This is a genomic window from Pseudomonas sp. LBUM920, from assembly GCF_003852315.1.
GTDB lineage: Bacteria > Pseudomonadota > Gammaproteobacteria > Pseudomonadales > Pseudomonadaceae > Aquipseudomonas.
In genome coordinates this window covers 4,508,695-4,524,018 of the sequence record NZ_CP027762.1, presented here as the reverse complement: position 1 = coordinate 4,524,018, position 15,324 = coordinate 4,508,695, and the positions used below count along the sequence as shown (strand labels likewise).

The window sequence follows — 15,324 nt, the reverse complement described above, 5'->3', positions numbered from 1 at the left end:
GTGAGGTATGCGGCATGATTCGAGAACTGAGGACTTTCGTCAGCGCGGCGCGGCGCGGCACTTTTGCCGCTGCCGGTCAGCAGGTGGGGCTGACGCAATCGGCCGTGAGCGCGCAGATCAAGCACCTTGAAGACGCGCTGGGGGTGAAGCTGTTCGACCGCACCGGCCGCTCGGCCACCCTCAACTCGGCCGGGCAGCGCGCGGTGCCGCTGGCGGAGGAAATCCTCGATATTTTCTCGCGCATGGGCACCCCCGACAGGGCCAACAACTTCCACGGTTCGTTGCGCATCGGCGCCATCGGCAGTGTGCAGACCGGCATCCTGCCCAAGGCGCTGGTGGCCCTCAAACAGCGGGCGCCGTTTATTGAAGTCAATTTGGTGCCGGGGGTTTCGCTGAACCTGCTCAGCCAGGTCGATGCCGGTGAACTGGACCTGGCGATCATGATTCACCCGCCGTTCAACCTGCCAAAGGACCTGAATGTCGAGGTCATCGCCCGCGAGCCTTTTGTGCTGATCACCGCCAAGGACGTGCCGGGCGATGACCCGCTGCAGATCCTGCGCGAGCAGCCGTTTGTGCGATACGACCGGGGCTCGTTCGGTGGCCGCCAGGTCACGCAGTTTCTCAAGGAACAAAAGATCCAGACCCAGCAGGCGCTTGAGCTTGATGAGTTGGACGCCATCGTCAAGATGGTCCGCAGCGGCCTCGGCGTGTCCCTGGTGCCACTGGCCGGCTTGTGGCTGGAACACGAAAGCGACGTGCGGGTTTTGCGATTGGACGACCTGACCTTCCATCGCGAAATCGTCTTGCTCACCAAGTACACCCAGCGTCAACTGCCGCTCTTCGCGTTATTCAGGGCGTGCATCATGGAAGTGCTCGGTGCGCCGAAGTAGGGCGCGAGCATCGAAAAAATTGAGGCTCAGGACGAAAGATATGCGCTTTATCGCTCGGTCTTTCTGGTGAAGAATCGAGTTCTGAATAACAGAACCCGCAGGTAGCCACCGTGAGCCTTTCGCCCTTTCATCTTGCTATTCCCGTCTACGACCTCGCCGCCGCCCGCCACTTCTACGGCGACGTGTTTGGCCTTCGCGAAGGTCGCTCCAGCGCGCAATGGGTCGATTTCGACTTTTACGGGCACCAGTTGGTCATCCACGAACACCCCAAGACGGAATCCCAGGCATCGGTGCACTCCAACCCTGTCGATGGTCATGACGTACCGGTCCCGCATTTCGGCATCATCCTGCACTGGGACCAATGGGAAGCCCTGGCCGATCGGCTCAGAGCGCGTGAAACCCGGTTTGTGATCGAACCCTACATCCGCTTTCAGGGCCAGGTCGGCGAGCAAGCCACCATGTTCCTGTTTGACCCGTGCGGCAACGCGCTGGAGTTCAAGGCGTTCAAGGACATGAGCCAGTTGTTCGCCAAGTAGTTGCCATCCGCGCGACCGTCGCCACCCGAGCGACGGCGTTAATAAGACGTGAAGCTGCATGCCTGCCGCATGAGAGAAGTGACGTGATGTCTGACGTTGACTGTGATTTTCGGCCTGTGCGTGCCGAACAGCGCTGGCAGTTCGAGCCGTGTGGCGACAGCTGCATCGTGGTAGTGTTTGCAACGCTGTTCAGCGCGCAGGCCAACCGCCGTGCCGTGGCGTTCAGTGCCACGCTGCATGACCTGTTGGCGCGTGGGCTGCTTGGCGGCGTGACCGATGTGATCCCGGCGATGGTGTCCGTGGGCGTGCATTATGCCCCGCCTATCATCGCCAGGCTGTACCCCGAATTATTGCCCTACGACGCGATTGCCCAGGTGTTGGAAAACGCCCTGACTCAACAGCACAACCTGGCACGCATCACACCCAAACGCCTGGAGATCCCGGTGTGCTACGAGGGCGACTACGCGCCGGATCTGCTGGACATCGCCAACGCCTGCGCCATCACGCCCAACGAAGTCATCGCCGCACACAGCGGGCAGTGGGTCGACGTATTGATGGTCGGTTTCGCACCGGGCCATCCCTATATCGGCATGCACGAGCCTGCGTTGAAACTGACGCGCCGCGCCGTACCGCGCACGCTGGTCACGCGCGGCAGCGTCGGCCTGGCCAATTGTCAGAGCGTGATTTACCCCACTGATTTGCCAGGTGGCTGGAACATCGTAGGCCGCACACCGTTGTCGATGTTTTCGCCGGCCAATCAGCCGCCGTGCCTGTTGAGCGGTGGCGATCAGGTGCGCTTCGTGCCCATCACCGCCCGTGAATTTGAACAACTGGCCGGAGCGCAGCGATGACCATCAAAGTAATCAGGCCCGGTCTGTTTTCCACCTTTCAAGACATCGGCCGCGTGGGCTTCCAGCATTGGGGCGTGCCGGTCAACGGCGCCATGGACCAGGACGCGCATGCGCTGGCCAACCTGTTGGTGGGCAACCCGACCACCGCTGCGACCCTGGAAATCACCCTTCAAGGCCCGGTCTTGTGCTTTCAGGCACAGGCGCTGATCGCCCTGGCCGGGGCTGACCTGGGCGCGCGACTGGACGGCGTTGCGCTGCAACCCGGGCGCGCCGTGCGTATCAAACCGGGCGCGATGCTTCGCTTCGAGACGCGTGAGTACGGCGCGCGGGCCTATCTGGCCGTGGCCGGCGGTTATCTGCTCACGCCGGTGATGAACAGCGCCAGCACGTATAGCCGGGGAGGGTTTGGCGGGCTGTCGGGGCGCGCACTGCAAGCCGGCGATGTGATCCCCATTTGCTCATCGTTCGCAAACCCCGTGCGGTTGAATATTCCTGCGGGCTGGCGGCTTGGCGCGCCGACACGTCCCGCGTCCATTCGGGTGCTGCCGGGGCGCGAATGGGCCGACTTCACCGAAACGGCTCGCCATGACTTCCTGCATGAGCCCTATCAGCTGACCGCTGCCTCGGATCGCATGGGTTATCGATTGGACGGCGCCGCGCTGGACCTGACGCAGCCCCGCCAGCTGCTGTCCGAAAGCGTGGCCTTCGGCACCGTGCAAGTGCCCGCCGGCGGTCAGCCGATTGTGCTGATGGCCGACCGGCAAACCACCGGTGGCTACCCGCGCATCGCCCAGGTGGCCAGTGTGGATTTACCCAGGCTTGCGCAACTGTTGCCCGGCGATGAGATTCGATTTTCGCTGATTGACTTACCCACGGCTCAAGCGTTGTTCGTGGCGCGTGCACACGCGCTGGAACGACTGGAGGCCGCCCACTGAGCAAAAGCCGTCGCTACCGATAATAAAAACAGGAGCGCTAGATGATTAAGCCCACGTTCACATTTCTTACTGTCGAGCATTAAAACCCCTCGCAACCTGACGGGTTTACTTCTGGGTGGAACTGTCCACCTCAATAACTCAAATGACCAACGGTCAGAGTGGAAGGTGTTTATGTCTCGCGTGATCGCTACTCCCATCCCATCGCCGCGTTTGGGCGAGTTCGACAAGACCGCTGACAGCAGCGCCACCAGGATCGCCAAGCGGGCAGCCATCGCTGCCGCGACGGGCACTGCAGTGGAGTATTACGAATTCGGTGTGTACGGCTTTATGGCGACGATTATCGCGCCGTTGTTTTTTCCCAGCGATAACGCCGCCGCCGCATTGCTGGCCACGCTGGCGGTGTTTGGCAGCGCATTCTTGATTCGGCCGTTGGGCGGCATTCTGCTCGGGCGGCTGGCGGACCGCATCGGTCGGCGCAAAGTATTGCTGAGCACCGTCATCGGAATGGGCACCGCGACCGCGATGATCGGGCTGTTGCCGACGGCCGCCCACGTGGGGATTGCCGCGCCGATCCTGCTGGTGCTGATCCGGCTGGCGCAGGGCTTTTTCGCCGGCGGCGAGGTGATTGGGGCTGCGGCTTTTCTGGCCGAGTCTTCACCCAAGGGCCGCCGTGGTTTCTACGGTGCGTTCACGCCGGTGGGTGTTGCGATTGGCGGGTCGATGGCAGCGATCATCTGCGGCATCACCACCGGCCTGGTCGATGCGCAGCAGCTGCAAGCCTGGGCCTGGCGTATCCCGTTTTTCCTGGCGATTCCGTTGGTGATCTTTTCGTGCATCATGCGCCACAACGTCGAGGAGACGCCTGAGTTCAAAGCCTTTCTTGCCGTGGAAAAGCCGCCCACCGCGCCGGTCAAGGAGGTGCTCACGCAGAACCTGCCGGCGGTGCTGCGCGTGGTGGTGTTCGCCTTTGCACAGAACGCCGGCTACTACATCGGCCTGGTGTTCATGAACATCTACCTGACCACCTACCTGCATTTCGAGAAGTCCAAGATCTACTGGGTCATCGCCGGCGTCAGCCTGTGCATGGCCGCGCTGATGCCGTTCTGGGGCGGGCTGTCGGATCGCATCGGGCGCAAGAAAGCCCTGGCCATCGGCTTTGTCGGTTATGCGGTACTGGTGATTCCGATGATGGTGTTGATGAACAACAGCAGCCTGTTCATCGCGGTCCTGGCGTTTTTTGTGGCGACGCTGCCGATGCCGGTGATCCAGTCGGTGGGCTACCCGACCTATGCCGAGCAGTTTCCCACTCGGGTCCGCTACACCGGCATGGCCATCAGCATCAATCTGGGCGCCATCCTGGGCGGCGGGATCACGCCTTACATCGTCACATCACTGATCGGCTCGACCGGCAATTTGCTGATCCCGGGGTTTTTCATGGCCGGCGCGGCGGTCTGTGCGTTGATTGCCTTGACCACCTTGCGTGAAACCTCCCAAGGCGCTTTGCGCCGCTGAGAATGAATGTCCGAATACGTCCGCATGTGGTCCGTCATGTGCCTGTCGCTCGCGTGCCGCACTGCCTAGTATGGCTTGCATCACTCACTGAACTGCACGCCAACAGGACACCTCATGAGCCGCAAAGCCCTTATTGTTATCGATGCCCAGCATTCGTTCCGCCATTCAAGCTACTGGTCCGAAAATGACCTGCCGGGTTACCTGGAAAAGCAACAGGCCCTCATTGATGGGTGTGTTCAACAGGGCATCCCGGTGATACAAGTCTTCCATGTGGAAGACCAGGGGCATTTTTCGCTGGCCTCGGGCAATGTTCGGGCATTGAGCGAGTTGTCGATCAACCCTGACCAGGTCATTCACAAGCGCTTTCACAGCGCGTTCGCCGGCACGCCCTTGGCGGCGCGGCTCACGGAAATGGGAGTGACCACAGTGATCATCAGCGGCATCCGCACCGAACAGTGCTGTGAAACCACCACGCGGCAGGCGTCGGACAGTGGCCTCAGTGTGGAGTTTGTCAGCGAAGCGACGTTGACCTTCCCGATGACCCACGCGCGCAGCGGCCGGGTCTATACCGCAGCCGAAATACGCGAGCGTACGGAGCTGGTGCTGGAAGGCCGCTTTGCGCGCATCGTCACGGTCGCCCAGGCATTGGAGGATTGACCCCGTGAGCGTGCCGGTGCTGTTTGTACTGCTGCCCAACGTGCTGATGCTGGACCTGGCCGGTCCCGCCGAAGTGCTGCGCCTGGCCACTCAGGTCGAGGACTCGACGGCCGTTGAGTTCGACTTGCAATACGTCAGCCCGGTTGAAACGCTGCCAACGTCCATCGGCTTGCCCCTGACCGGGTTGGCGCCGCTTCCGCCAAATCTGGCGCCGGGCACGCTCGTGGTATTGGTGGGCTCTACATCCAAGGTCAGCAAGGCGGGGCAGCAGGCATTTGAAGCGGCCAGCAGCGTGCTGACCCAGTGGCTGCAGGCGGTGTTCGCGCCGTCTGGCGAGAAGCTGGTCTGCGTCTGTGCGGGCGCCTTGAGCGCTGCCCGCGCCGGGCTGCTGGACGGACGCCAATGCACCACGCACCACGCGCTGTGCGCCGCTTTGCAAACCCTGGCGCCCAAGGCTCGAGTACTGGAAAACCGCTTGTACGTCACCGATGGCAACATCAGTTGCAGCGCCGGCGTCACTGCCGGCATCGACCTGATGCTGCATTGGGTGGCCGAGCTGGCCGGGCCGCGACTGGCCTGCGCGGTTGCACGGGACATGGTGGTGTACATGCGCCGCAGCGGCGCCGATCCACAGCTGTCGGCCTGGATCGCCGGGCGCAACCACCTGCATCCCGCCGTGCATCGGGTGCAGGACGCCGTCGCTGCCGACCCGTGTGAGCCGTGGACCGTCGCGCGTATGGCCAGCCTGGCCTGCACCAGCACCCGGCACCTGGCGCGACTGTTTCACGAACACGTCGGCATCAGTCCGCTGGATTATCTGCACACCCTGCGTTTAACCGTGGCGCGTGAATTACTGGTTGAATCGACCCTGGACATTGAAACCGTTGCCGAGCGCGCGGGCTTTGGTTCGGCGCGGCATCTGCGGCGTATCTGGGGCAAATATGAAGCGGGGACGCCGTCAGCTGGGCGTGTCGGTGGTGGTTGACGCTTGATCGTCCTGGGCTTCGAGTTTGGCGCGGTCGGCTTTGCTGATGTATTTATCTTTGCTCTTAGGGGCCAATTTGGCGCTGGCTTTTTTCGCTTTGGCCTTGAAGAGCTGCTGCAGTTTTTTCTGGCGGTTCATGGTGTGCTACTCAGCGGGTAAGTGTTCGCATGATATCAGCTTGAGGCAGTGCGTCAGGCCTCGGCCTTGTGGAGTCAACCTATGCTCAGGTTCATCGTTGGGGTTGCCGGTCTGGTGGTGTTAGCGGTGCTACCGGCTGCGCACGCCGGCGACGCTTTCTACGTCAATCCTGAATCGACCGCTGCTCAGTGGTTAAAACACAACCCGCAGGCGGCCGATGCGGCAATCATCCGTGTGGCCATTGCGCAGGTGCCGAGTGCCCTGTGGCTGACCGGCAGCAGCCAGGGCAGCGATCAGCTTGAGGCGCGTGTGGAGCGCTACGTATCCGCCGCCGCCACGGCCCGCGCCACACCGATCCTGGTCGCCTACAACCTGCCGCACCGTGACTGCAGCGGCGGCGCCTCTGCAGGCGGCGCGGCCGATGCGACAGCGTATCGCGCCTGGATTGGCCAGCTGATCAACGGCGTTGGCCGCAAACCGGCGATCATCATCCTGGAGCCCGATGCCTTGCCGGACATGCAGTGCCTCAGTCAGTCTCAGCGAGACGAGCGCCTGGCGCTGTTCAACTACACAGTCGCAGCTTTCAAGCAACGCGCGCCCCAGGCCGACGTGTACCTGGACGCCGGTAACGCGCACTGGAAGCCCGCCGCGCAGATGGCCGATGCCCTGCATGCGGCCGGGATAAAAAACGCACGCGGTTTTGCGCTGAACGTCTCCAATTTCTACACGCTCGATCAATCCCGTGACTACGCCGACAGGATCAACGCCAGGCTCTTTGCCAATCACGCCTACACAAAGGCGGTGGTCGTCGATACCAGCCGCAACGGCAACGGCGCCGTCCCTGGCGACTGGTGCAACCCGCCTGCACGCAAGCTGGGCATGCTGCCGCACGCCGTCACGCCCAACCTGCTGGCGCTGTGGATCAAGCTGCCGGGCAACTCGGACGGCGCCTCTTCGCCCATCGCCGACTGCCATGGTGGGCCGGCGGCCGGCACGTTCAGCGCGCCGTTGGCGCTGCGGTTGATCGAGGGCAAATAAACCCCTCTGCGTGACCCCGGTGCTGTTGGCGAACGCGCAACGGCCCTCGCCACAACGGAACGTCTTGGCATCTGGGTCGCTTTTCAGCGCCGATCTGTGCATTGAATCACCGGCTGTTTTGCCAATAATCAGGCCGGGTATTCAGCGCAAACGGAAGGCATTTGATGAGCACGCATACCCGCACCCAACGCATCACCGTCCCGCAACTGGTCGCGATGAAAGGCCAGCAGAAAATCGTCTCCCTGACGGCGTATTCCAGCGCCATCGCCACGCTGATCGACCCGTTGGTCGACTTCATTCTGGTGGGTGATTCCACGGCCATGGTCGGCTATGGCCGGCCTTCAACCTTGAGCATGCAGCTCGAAGAAATCATCGGCCACACTCGCGCAGTGGTCGACAGCACGCGCCTGGCCTGTGTCATCGCCGACATGCCGTTTGGCAGCTACCAGGAATCCCACGAGCAGGCGTTTCGCAACTGCGCCCAGGTATTGGCGCGCACCGGTTGCGACGCCGTCAAGCTGGAAGCCAACCAGGCCTTGGCCAGCACGGTTGAGTTTCTGGTGGCGCGCGGCATTCCGGTGATGGCCCATGTGGGGCTGATGCCGCAGTTTGTGAATGTGATGGGCGGCTTCAAGGCGCAGGGCCTCACGATCCAAACCGCTGCGGTGATCGCTGAAGATGCGCGTGCCAACCTGGAGGCGGGCGCTTTCAGCCTGCTGCTGGAAGGCGTGGCCGAAGGTGTGGCCCGGCAGATTACCCAGGACGCGAAAATGCCGACGATCGGCATCGGCGCCTCGCCCGCCTGCGATGGCCAGGTGTTGGTCACCGAAGACGTGCTGGGCCTGAGCGGTGAGCACCTGCCACGTTTCGTCAAACAGTACGCCGATGTCGGCGCGGTGATTCGCGATGCCTGCGAGCGCTTTGCCGATGACGTACGCCACGGGCGTTTCCCCGAGGCGCGGCATTGCTACGGGCTTTGACGCATCGCCTGGGCCAGCAGGTTTACGGCCTGGGCGATATCCTTGCCCCAGTCGAGGGTGTAGCTCAGGCGTAGGTGATGGCGCCAGGCGCCTTGCTGACTGAACAGCTCGCCGGGCGCAATGACGATGCGCTCGGCCCGCAGACGCTCGAATACCTTGCGCATGTCGACGGCGGGCGAAGCCTCAAGCCAGAAACTCGCGCCGCCGTGGGGGCGGTGTACCTGCCACTGATCGTGTTCGCTCAGCAGCGCGTCGAGTTGGGTCATGCGCTTGTGCAGCAGTGCCCGCAGCGCTTTCAAATGTGGGTCGATACGCTTGGACGTGAACAGTTTGGCGATCGCCTTCTGACGGATAGGCGACAGGCGGAACCCGCGCTTGAGAAACTCTCGCTGCAACTGCGAGCCTTGCCCGCGACTCAGTACGTACCCATAAGGCGCTTCCGCGCCGATGACTTTGTCGAAGGTCGAAAACACCAACAGCTTCTGCGGGTCGGCAAAGTCGCGATAGCGCGCAGGTCGCGGCTCGAAATACAACTCGCCGTAGGTGTCGTTTTCGAACAGCCAGATATCCCGCTCTGCCAGCCAGCGGCAAATCTGCTGTTTATCCTGCGCGGGCATCACGCCACCCTGGGGGATATTCACCGTCGACGACAGCACCGCCAATCGAATCGGCGCCCGCTTCAGTACTCCTTCCAGCGCGGCCAGGTCGAACCGCCCGTGCGCGTCGAGGGGCAATTCGATCACCCGGATCTTCGCTGCCTGCAGCTGACGCAGGATCGCCCACGAACACGGCGACTCCACCAACGCCACCGTGCCGGCGAGGTCCAGCGCGTTGAGCGCTGCGTCCAACACCGCGTGCAAGTCCGAGCCGATAAACACATGGTCGGCCTGCCAGTAATGGTCGGTGGATTGGGTGTAGCGCTCGGCCAATGCGGTGCGCAACTCGGGCTCGCCGAACGGCAGGTACAGCGGCGCCAGCGAGCGCGGGTGTTGGCGGGTGAGTTCGCGTTCGAGCATCAGCAGCGGGTGTTCCAGCGACAGCAGCAGCGCCGGGGCATCGCTGCTCAGCGCCAGCATCCCGGGCTGGCGGGCCGTGGCAAACACCTGGTCGAGCAGGCTTGATGTGCCTTCAGTCAATAACGGCGCCGGTAGCGATCGGGTGAAGTAGCCGAACTTGGCTTTGGCGTAGATCCGCCCTCGATCTTCAAGCAGCGCGTAGGCGTACTTGGTGGTCGACACTGACACACCCAGGCGCTCGGCCAGTTGGCGCAGAGATGGCAATTTGCGTTCGCCGTCTGGCGGGCCGGCGTCGATCAACTCGATCAGGTAGCGGTACACCGCCTGATAAGCGAACGCGCTGTGTTTAGTTCTATCCATGACTACTCGCGCTACTCGACCAGGTTACACGGGGAATACATCGGGATTGGGGCCGGGCCAGTATTACTCAAGACGATGTGATACGGAACTCAACGGCAGCCCTCCATCATCAAGCCGTACACCCTTAACATTCCTGACGAGCGCGCGTGCCGCTGTGCTTATCGGATTGGCAGATTTGAGCCGAAGCTTGAAATCATGGATGCTGCTGTCGATTCGTTCACGGGCCGTACGATGCGTTGGGGCCTGATACTTTCATGTCGACCAGGAAAACCACACCATGCAAACCTCGCCGCCCGATGGATTACCTGTTTACCGGCTACTGACGGGCAAGGATGACGCCGCGTTTTGTCACCGCGTCTCTGAAGCCCTTGCGCTGGGTTATCAGTTATATGGCTCGCCAGCGGCCACCTTCAACGGCGAGTACGTCGTGGTGGCTCAGGCCATTGTTTGGGGGCCTGGTAAGTAGGCCCGTTTGCCTTGTCAGGTCAGCCCCTCGGCGACGTTCTTGGCCAGCGCCAAAAACGCTCGCGCCGCCGCAGGCTGATAACCCCCTTTGCGCTGCATCAACACGGCGGTGCGCTGTAACCGCTGCGGCCCCAGCTCAATGGCCACCAACTCTGGATGCGCCCGCGCAATCGCGGCGGGCAGTAGCGTCGACAGCGTAGTCCGGCGCACCACCTCAATAAGCGCGCCAATCACATTGGCCTCCATCACCACGCGTGGGCGAATGCCGTGCGTGCTGCAATAGCGGTCAATCTGCTCGCGGGTGGCGAATTCCTTGCCCAGCAAAATCAGTGATTCACCGTCCAACGCCTCCAGCCCAATAACCCGCTCCTCAGCCCGCGGGTGCTGCTTGCCGACTACCAGCGCAAGGGTTTCGACCAGCAGGGGCGTGGCGTCGATGTCGGGCGCGTGCACCTCATCGAACGCAATCCCCACGTCCAGTTCGTCCGCCAGCAGGAGGTTTTCCATCTGTTCCTGGGCAACCTCACGCACGTTCAGCGTGATGTTTGGATAGCGGCCGTGAAAGGCCTCCACCAGCGGCCCCACCAGGTAGGTGGTGAACGTCGGCGTGACGGCAATCCTCAGCGTGCCCCGGCTCAGGTCGCCCACGTCATGAATCGCGCGCTTGCCTTGCTGCAGCTCCTGCGCCGCCCGCAGCGCATAACGCAGGTACACCTCGCCGGCATCGGTCAGGCGCGTTTGGCGACCGGATCGATCAAACAACTGGGCACCGAGGCTCTCCTCCAACTGCCGCACTTGCTGGGACAGTGCCGGCTGCGAGACATGCAGGGCCGCCGCCGCTTTGGTAAAGCCTTGGTGTTCTGCAACGGCCAGGAAGTAGTGGATATGGCGTGCCAGCATATTTGTACTCATAAGATTATCTAATGTGCAGGATCATATATAAGACTTTTACCTTATTGCACGGGCTCCGTAACCTTTGCTCCATCGCATCGCGATTCAAAGGAGTTACCCATGCAAGACATCATCGACGGTTTCCTGAAATTCCAGCGCAGTGCCTTCCCTGAGCGCGCCGGCTTGTTCAAAGACCTGGCCAACCAGCAGAGCCCACGCGCGCTGTTCATCTCCTGCTCCGACAGCCGTCTGGTGCCCGAGCTGGTCACGCAGCGTGAGCCGGGCGACCTGTTCGTCATCCGCAACGCCGGCAATATCGTGCCCTCTTACGGCCCGGAGCCGGGCGGCGTGTCGGCGTCAGTGGAATACGCCGTCGCGGCCTTGCAGGTTCGCGACATCGTGATCTGCGGGCATTCCGACTGCGGCGCCATGACCGCTATCGCCACCTGCAAATGCCTGGACCACATGCCCGCCGTGGCCAGCTGGCTGCGCTACGCCGACTCCGGCCGGGTGGTCAACGAGGCTCGCCAGCATGTCGACCAGCCCGCCAAAGTCGCCTCCATGGTCCGCGAAAATGTGATCGCGCAATTGGCCAATATCCAGACGCACCCCTCGGTACGCCTGGCACTCGAAGAGAAGCGCGTGACCCTGCATGGCTGGGTCTACGACATCGAAAGCGGCTGTATCCAGGCCTTCGATAGCCGCACCGGCACCTTCGTGCCGCTGGCCGATTACCCTGCCTGATGCACCGAGGTGTCTGCATTGCAGCGGTGCGGCGATCCGACATGCCAGCTCCCACAGTTGATAGTTGGCGCTTTCCCCATCAACCGTTTTACCCATTGTTTTTACTCACGGAGATAACCCCATGATCCAATCACACATCAGCCAGAACACTCGCCTTGCCCTGACCGACGTCATCCTGCTGGCCAAGGCCCGCAAAGACCTGTCGTTCGCCCAGATCGCCGAGGGCACCGGCCTGCACGAAGCCTTCGTCACCGCTGCGTTGCTCGGCCAACACCCGCTGCCGGCCGACGCCGCCCAAACCGTTGCCGACACCCTGGGCCTCGACGCGGACGCTGTGCTGCTACTGCAAACCATCCCCGTGCGCGGCAGCATCGGCAACGGCATCCCGACCGACCCGACCATCTACCGCTTCTACGAAATGATTCAGGTCTACGGCACCACGCTCAAGGCACTGGTTCACGAGAAGTTTGGCGACGGCATTATCAGCGCGATCAACTTCAAGCTCGACGTCAAGAAGGTTGAAGACCCGGACGGCGGCTCGCGCGCGGTGATCACCCTGGATGGTAAGTACTTGCCGACCAAACCGTTCTGATCACGTCCGCAAAGGGCCCGGCGGCGCCTGGTCGCCGGGCTCCACTCTCCTCACGATGTCGAAGAGGTTATCTGAGCATGAAAGCGTTACTTGCACTGGTGGTTGGGTTTTTTTGCAGCGCGGCGATGGCCGACCAGCTGCTTCCGGTTGAGCAATACAGCTATGCCCAGCACCTGGACATCGCCCACGTCATTTCCATCAGCGACATTGCAGACGTCTGCGCAGTGGTGCCTGTGCGCATGACTTACGAAGACTCGAAGGGCCAGCAGCACATTCTTGAATACCACGTGATGGGTAACGGCTGTTCCAACGGTTAAGCCACCCATTGTTTGTGTTTTTACCGCTGCGCCCGGTGCGCCTGAGGGCAGCAACTTGAGGGCCATACCCATGGATTTAATCTTTCGCAACGTACGCGTCGACGACGCACAACCGCTGATGGACGTGGCGGTGCACGACGGCAAAATCATTGAAATTGCGCCTCGCATTTCAGCGCATGCCCAGCAGGAAATTCAGGGTCAGGGCAACGTGCTGATACCCGGTTTTGTCGAAGGCCACCTGCACCTGGAAAAAGCCCATGTCATGCACCGCAAGGCCAATCGCTCCGGCACGTTGAAAGAGGCAATTGCGGTGACCGCCGAACTCAAACCCAGCTTGACCCGGGACGACATTCTGGAGCGCTCCACCCAGGTCTTACGTGCGCTGGTGCAAGCCGGCACTACTCATGTGCGTGCCCACGCCGAGTTCGACCCTGTACAAGGCTTCACCGGGTTTGATGCGGTGCTGGAACTGCGGGAGAAATTTCGCGACGTCATCGATATTCAGGTGGTCGCCTTTCCTCAGGAAGGCATCCTGAAGCTGCCAGGGATGCGGGAAATGATGGTCGAGGCCATGGAAAAGGGCGCCGATGTGGTGGGCGGCATTCCCTACAACGATGACTCGGCGCATGAACATATCGACTTTGTGTTCGCCCTGGCCAAGCGCTACGGCAAGGACATCGATTTGCACCAGGACTTCGCCGACCACGCCGAACACATGACCATTGAGTACCTCGCGCGCAAGACCCTTCAGGAAGGCTATCAAGGCCGCGTGTGTGTCGGCCACCTGACAAGCCTGGGCGCCGTGCCACCGCACAAACAGCACGAGATCATTGCGCTGATCCGCGAGGCTGGCATCAGCGTCATGTGCCTGCCTGCCACCGACCTGCACCTCGGTGCGCGCGGCGACAGTCATAACGTGCGCCGCACGCTGACACCGGTGCGGGCCCTGCGTGATGGCGGCGTGAATGTGTGCCTGGCCACCAACAATATTCGCAACGCCTTTACCCCGTTTGGCACCGGCGACTTGCTCAATATTGCGCAACTGGCAATTCCTGCCTGCCACCTGGGCGGGGCGGACGACCAGGCCACGGTGTTGTCGATGCTCACCACAAGCCCGGCCAAAGCGCTGGGCTTGAAGCACTACGGGTTGGCAGTGGGTAAGGCTGCTGACCTGGTGTTGTTGGATACGCGCGCAGTCAGTGATGTGATTCTCGATTTACCGACGCGGTTGATGGTGCTCAAGCGCGGGAAGATCGTGGCGACATCGGCCTGTCAGCGTTCGGTGGTTTTTTGACCCGGCGTGCTTGCCCTGGCCAGAAACCCGCTGATCAGCGCCACCACCTGCTGCTGAATCACCGCCCGTGGCCGCGCGCCTTCGCCATCCCGGCAAATCATGCCATCGCCCGGCGAGCTTTCTTCAATCAATGCCATGCCACCCGGCTTGCAGATCGGCATAAAGCTGAAGTGCGTGGCGTCGCTGATCTCCACGTACTGCGTGGAGGGTGTTGGCATGCGCTTGACCATGTCGGCGGATTCCAATTCGGGCGACATGTCCTCAGTTGGCACGCCCCCGGCGATCACCAGCGCCGGCACCGGCAGTGCGGCCAGGCTGGCGCTGGTGAAGCCCCGCGACAGGCCCAGGTCCAGTGACACAACTGCGGTGATGCGTTTGTCGCTCAAGTCAGCGGCCAACTGGGCCTTGCCGGCGGGCGTGGCGGCGGGGTTCATCTGCTGGTAGCCGATGCAGCCGCCCAACTTCGGGTGTTCGGCGCAGTCGCGGCTGAACAGGTCGGGGTCGAAGCGTGCCCCGGCGATTTCCATCACGGTCCAGCCGCCGAGGGAGTGGCCCACCGCAGCAATCCGGGTAGGCGCAACCGCGCCAAATTGCTGCGGCTGAGCCAGGACCGCGTCGATAGCGCGGCTCAGGTCGGCCGGGCGCAGCCACAGTTGCGCGGCGGCTTGGGGGCTGCGGTCTTTGGTGGTGGTGCCGGGGTGATTGACCGCAGCCACGATATAACCCTTGTGCGCCAAGGCACTGGCCAGCCACACCTGTTTACCCCAATTGCCGCCGTAGCCGTGGGACAGCACCACCAACGGATGCTCGCCGGCAGCCGGTGGCGCGTCGGGCACGGCGAGGGCGCCGATGAACACCGCGTTGTCGGCGATCAGCTTGGGTTGGGCTGTGGAGGTAGCGGGGTACCAGACCACCAGTTCCAGCGGGCGCTGGTGTGTGGCATCGGGCAGCGTGGCGGTCTTGAAGCCCACCGGGCTTTCGGCAGCGAAGGCGGGCGTGGACAGGCACAGCAGCAACAGGGCGCGCAGCGCGGTTTTCATTGTTTTTATCGTCCTTGATGTGGGTGGCGCATCATTACCTGAAATGCCCTCGCAATGCATCCCCTGCCGGGTCACCTGCGACG

18 protein-coding genes are annotated in these 15,324 nt (G+C 62.3%); 14 read left to right on the top strand and 4 right to left on the bottom strand.

Translation table 11 applies throughout. The features are described from left to right. Positions 1 to 14 precede the first annotated feature (14 nt). The 7 genes from C4J83_RS20935 (at position 15) to C4J83_RS20905 (ending at position 6,366) form a co-directional block, all read left to right on the top strand. A complete protein-coding gene (locus C4J83_RS20935) occupies positions 15 to 890 on the top strand; it encodes a LysR family transcriptional regulator (RefSeq protein ID WP_124418101.1) in 876 nt (291 codons plus the stop codon). Positions 891 to 1,000: 110 nt separating this feature from the next. After that, positions 1,001 to 1,426 carry a VOC family protein gene (locus tag C4J83_RS20930; RefSeq protein WP_119742438.1) on the top strand — a complete coding sequence of 142 codons (426 nt, stop codon included), beginning with the start codon at positions 1,001 to 1,003 and terminating at the stop codon, positions 1,424 to 1,426. Positions 1,427 to 1,512: 86 nt separating this feature from the next. Further along, positions 1,513 to 2,277 carry a 5-oxoprolinase subunit PxpB gene (pxpB, locus tag C4J83_RS20925; protein WP_124418100.1) on the top strand — a complete coding sequence of 255 codons (765 nt, stop codon included), beginning with the start codon at positions 1,513 to 1,515 and terminating at the stop codon, positions 2,275 to 2,277. Next, positions 2,274 to 3,212: a 5-oxoprolinase subunit C family protein gene (locus tag C4J83_RS20920; RefSeq protein ID WP_124418099.1), complete on the top strand. Its 939-nt coding sequence runs from the start codon at positions 2,274 to 2,276 to the stop codon at positions 3,210 to 3,212. The genes pxpB and C4J83_RS20920 overlap by 4 nt, the downstream gene beginning before the upstream one ends. Positions 3,213 to 3,383: 171 nt before the next feature. After that, the gene (locus tag C4J83_RS20915) at positions 3,384 to 4,724 is read left to right on the top strand and encodes an MFS transporter (RefSeq protein ID WP_106576583.1); all 1,341 of its coding nucleotides are present in this window, start codon (positions 3,384 to 3,386) and stop codon (positions 4,722 to 4,724) included. 114 nt (positions 4,725 to 4,838) lie between these two features. Beyond that, on the top strand, positions 4,839 to 5,381 hold the full coding sequence (locus C4J83_RS20910; RefSeq protein ID WP_124418098.1) for a cysteine hydrolase family protein: 543 nt from the start codon (positions 4,839 to 4,841) through the stop codon (positions 5,379 to 5,381). A gap of 4 nt (positions 5,382 to 5,385) precedes the next feature. Further along, a complete protein-coding gene (locus C4J83_RS20905) occupies positions 5,386 to 6,366 on the top strand; it encodes a GlxA family transcriptional regulator (protein WP_124418097.1) in 981 nt (326 codons plus the stop codon). Here the strand turns inward: C4J83_RS20905 and C4J83_RS20900 are convergent. Further along, positions 6,340 to 6,504, bottom strand: a complete 165-nt coding sequence (locus C4J83_RS20900; RefSeq protein ID WP_106576586.1) for a DUF2986 domain-containing protein — start codon at positions 6,502 to 6,504, stop codon at positions 6,340 to 6,342. The two genes, C4J83_RS20905 and C4J83_RS20900, sit on opposite strands and share 27 nt — an antisense overlap. Before the next feature lie 81 nt (positions 6,505 to 6,585). On the opposite strand from C4J83_RS20900, the gene C4J83_RS20895 reads away from it, so the two are divergent. Together C4J83_RS20895 and panB are read left to right on the top strand one after the other, a co-directional pair. Further along, positions 6,586 to 7,542, top strand: a complete 957-nt coding sequence (locus C4J83_RS20895) for a glycoside hydrolase family 6 protein (RefSeq protein ID WP_124418096.1) — start codon at positions 6,586 to 6,588, stop codon at positions 7,540 to 7,542. A gap of 164 nt (positions 7,543 to 7,706) precedes the next feature. Next, positions 7,707 to 8,522, top strand: coding sequence for a 3-methyl-2-oxobutanoate hydroxymethyltransferase (gene panB, locus C4J83_RS20890; protein ID WP_106576588.1), 816 nt, complete (start codon positions 7,707 to 7,709; stop codon positions 8,520 to 8,522). Here panB and C4J83_RS20885 read toward each other — a convergent pair. Next, positions 8,510 to 9,898 (bottom strand): aminotransferase-like domain-containing protein, encoded by a 1,389-nt coding sequence (locus tag C4J83_RS20885; protein ID WP_124418095.1) that lies wholly within the window; start codon positions 9,896 to 9,898, stop codon positions 8,510 to 8,512. The two genes, panB and C4J83_RS20885, sit on opposite strands and share 13 nt — an antisense overlap. A 277-nt stretch (positions 9,899 to 10,175) precedes the next feature. Here C4J83_RS20885 and C4J83_RS20880 point away from each other — a divergent pair, with 277 nt between their 5' ends. After that, positions 10,176 to 10,364, top strand: coding sequence for a DUF1737 domain-containing protein (locus C4J83_RS20880; protein ID WP_106576590.1), 189 nt, complete (start codon positions 10,176 to 10,178; stop codon positions 10,362 to 10,364). Positions 10,365 to 10,378: 14 nt separating this feature from the next. Here the strand turns inward: C4J83_RS20880 and cynR are convergent, their stop codons facing one another. Then, positions 10,379 to 11,263: a transcriptional regulator CynR gene (gene cynR / locus C4J83_RS20875; protein ID WP_124418905.1), complete on the bottom strand. Its 885-nt coding sequence runs from the start codon at positions 11,261 to 11,263 to the stop codon at positions 10,379 to 10,381. 111 nt (positions 11,264 to 11,374) lie between these two features. On the opposite strand from cynR, the gene C4J83_RS20870 reads away from it, so the two are divergent. The 4 genes from C4J83_RS20870 (at position 11,375) to C4J83_RS20855 (ending at position 14,201) form a co-directional block, all read left to right on the top strand. Continuing rightward, a complete protein-coding gene (locus tag C4J83_RS20870) occupies positions 11,375 to 11,998 on the top strand; it encodes a carbonic anhydrase (RefSeq protein ID WP_106576592.1) in 624 nt (207 codons plus the stop codon). A 121-nt stretch (positions 11,999 to 12,119) separates the two neighbouring features. Next, a complete protein-coding gene (cynS, locus tag C4J83_RS20865) occupies positions 12,120 to 12,590 on the top strand; it encodes a cyanase (protein ID WP_119742460.1) in 471 nt (156 codons plus the stop codon). Between the two features lie 77 nt (positions 12,591 to 12,667). After that, positions 12,668 to 12,907 (top strand): DUF2790 domain-containing protein, encoded by a 240-nt coding sequence (locus tag C4J83_RS20860; protein WP_124418094.1) that lies wholly within the window; start codon positions 12,668 to 12,670, stop codon positions 12,905 to 12,907. Positions 12,908 to 12,977: 70 nt separating this feature from the next. Next, positions 12,978 to 14,201, top strand: a complete 1,224-nt coding sequence (locus tag C4J83_RS20855; RefSeq protein WP_124418093.1) for an amidohydrolase family protein — start codon at positions 12,978 to 12,980, stop codon at positions 14,199 to 14,201. Here the strand turns inward: C4J83_RS20855 and C4J83_RS20850 are convergent. Beyond that, positions 14,180 to 15,241: an alpha/beta hydrolase family protein gene (locus tag C4J83_RS20850; protein WP_124418092.1), complete on the bottom strand. Its 1,062-nt coding sequence runs from the start codon at positions 15,239 to 15,241 to the stop codon at positions 14,180 to 14,182. The genes C4J83_RS20855 and C4J83_RS20850 overlap by 22 nt on opposite strands. Between the last annotated feature and the right edge of the window lie 83 nt (positions 15,242 to 15,324).

Excerpts from the sequence above, each read along its gene's own strand:
- panB (WP_106576588.1), top strand. The coding sequence starts at position 7,707 with ATGAGCACGCATACCCGCACCCAACGCATCACCGTCCCGCAACTGGTC.
- cynR (WP_124418905.1), bottom strand. The coding sequence starts at position 11,263 with ATGCTGGCACGCCATATCCACTACTTCCTGGCCGTTGCAGAACACCAA.
- C4J83_RS20885 (WP_124418095.1), bottom strand. The coding sequence starts at position 9,898 with ATGGATAGAACTAAACACAGCGCGTTCGCTTATCAGGCGGTGTACCGC.
- cynS (WP_119742460.1), top strand. The coding sequence starts at position 12,120 with ATGATCCAATCACACATCAGCCAGAACACTCGCCTTGCCCTGACCGAC.
- C4J83_RS20920 (WP_124418099.1), top strand. The coding sequence starts at position 2,274 with ATGACCATCAAAGTAATCAGGCCCGGTCTGTTTTCCACCTTTCAAGAC.
- pxpB (WP_124418100.1), top strand. The coding sequence starts at position 1,513 with ATGTCTGACGTTGACTGTGATTTTCGGCCTGTGCGTGCCGAACAGCGC.
- C4J83_RS20895 (WP_124418096.1), top strand. The coding sequence starts at position 6,586 with ATGCTCAGGTTCATCGTTGGGGTTGCCGGTCTGGTGGTGTTAGCGGTG.
- C4J83_RS20855 (WP_124418093.1), top strand. The coding sequence starts at position 12,978 with ATGGATTTAATCTTTCGCAACGTACGCGTCGACGACGCACAACCGCTG.
- C4J83_RS20880 (WP_106576590.1), top strand. The coding sequence starts at position 10,176 with ATGCAAACCTCGCCGCCCGATGGATTACCTGTTTACCGGCTACTGACG.
- C4J83_RS20900 (WP_106576586.1), bottom strand. The coding sequence starts at position 6,504 with ATGAACCGCCAGAAAAAACTGCAGCAGCTCTTCAAGGCCAAAGCGAAA.
- C4J83_RS20860 (WP_124418094.1), top strand. The coding sequence starts at position 12,668 with ATGAAAGCGTTACTTGCACTGGTGGTTGGGTTTTTTTGCAGCGCGGCG.
- C4J83_RS20910 (WP_124418098.1), top strand. The coding sequence starts at position 4,839 with ATGAGCCGCAAAGCCCTTATTGTTATCGATGCCCAGCATTCGTTCCGC.
- C4J83_RS20935 (WP_124418101.1), top strand. The coding sequence starts at position 15 with ATGATTCGAGAACTGAGGACTTTCGTCAGCGCGGCGCGGCGCGGCACT.
- C4J83_RS20870 (WP_106576592.1), top strand. The coding sequence starts at position 11,375 with ATGCAAGACATCATCGACGGTTTCCTGAAATTCCAGCGCAGTGCCTTC.
- C4J83_RS20915 (WP_106576583.1), top strand. The coding sequence starts at position 3,384 with ATGTCTCGCGTGATCGCTACTCCCATCCCATCGCCGCGTTTGGGCGAG.
- C4J83_RS20850 (WP_124418092.1), bottom strand. The coding sequence starts at position 15,241 with ATGAAAACCGCGCTGCGCGCCCTGTTGCTGCTGTGCCTGTCCACGCCC.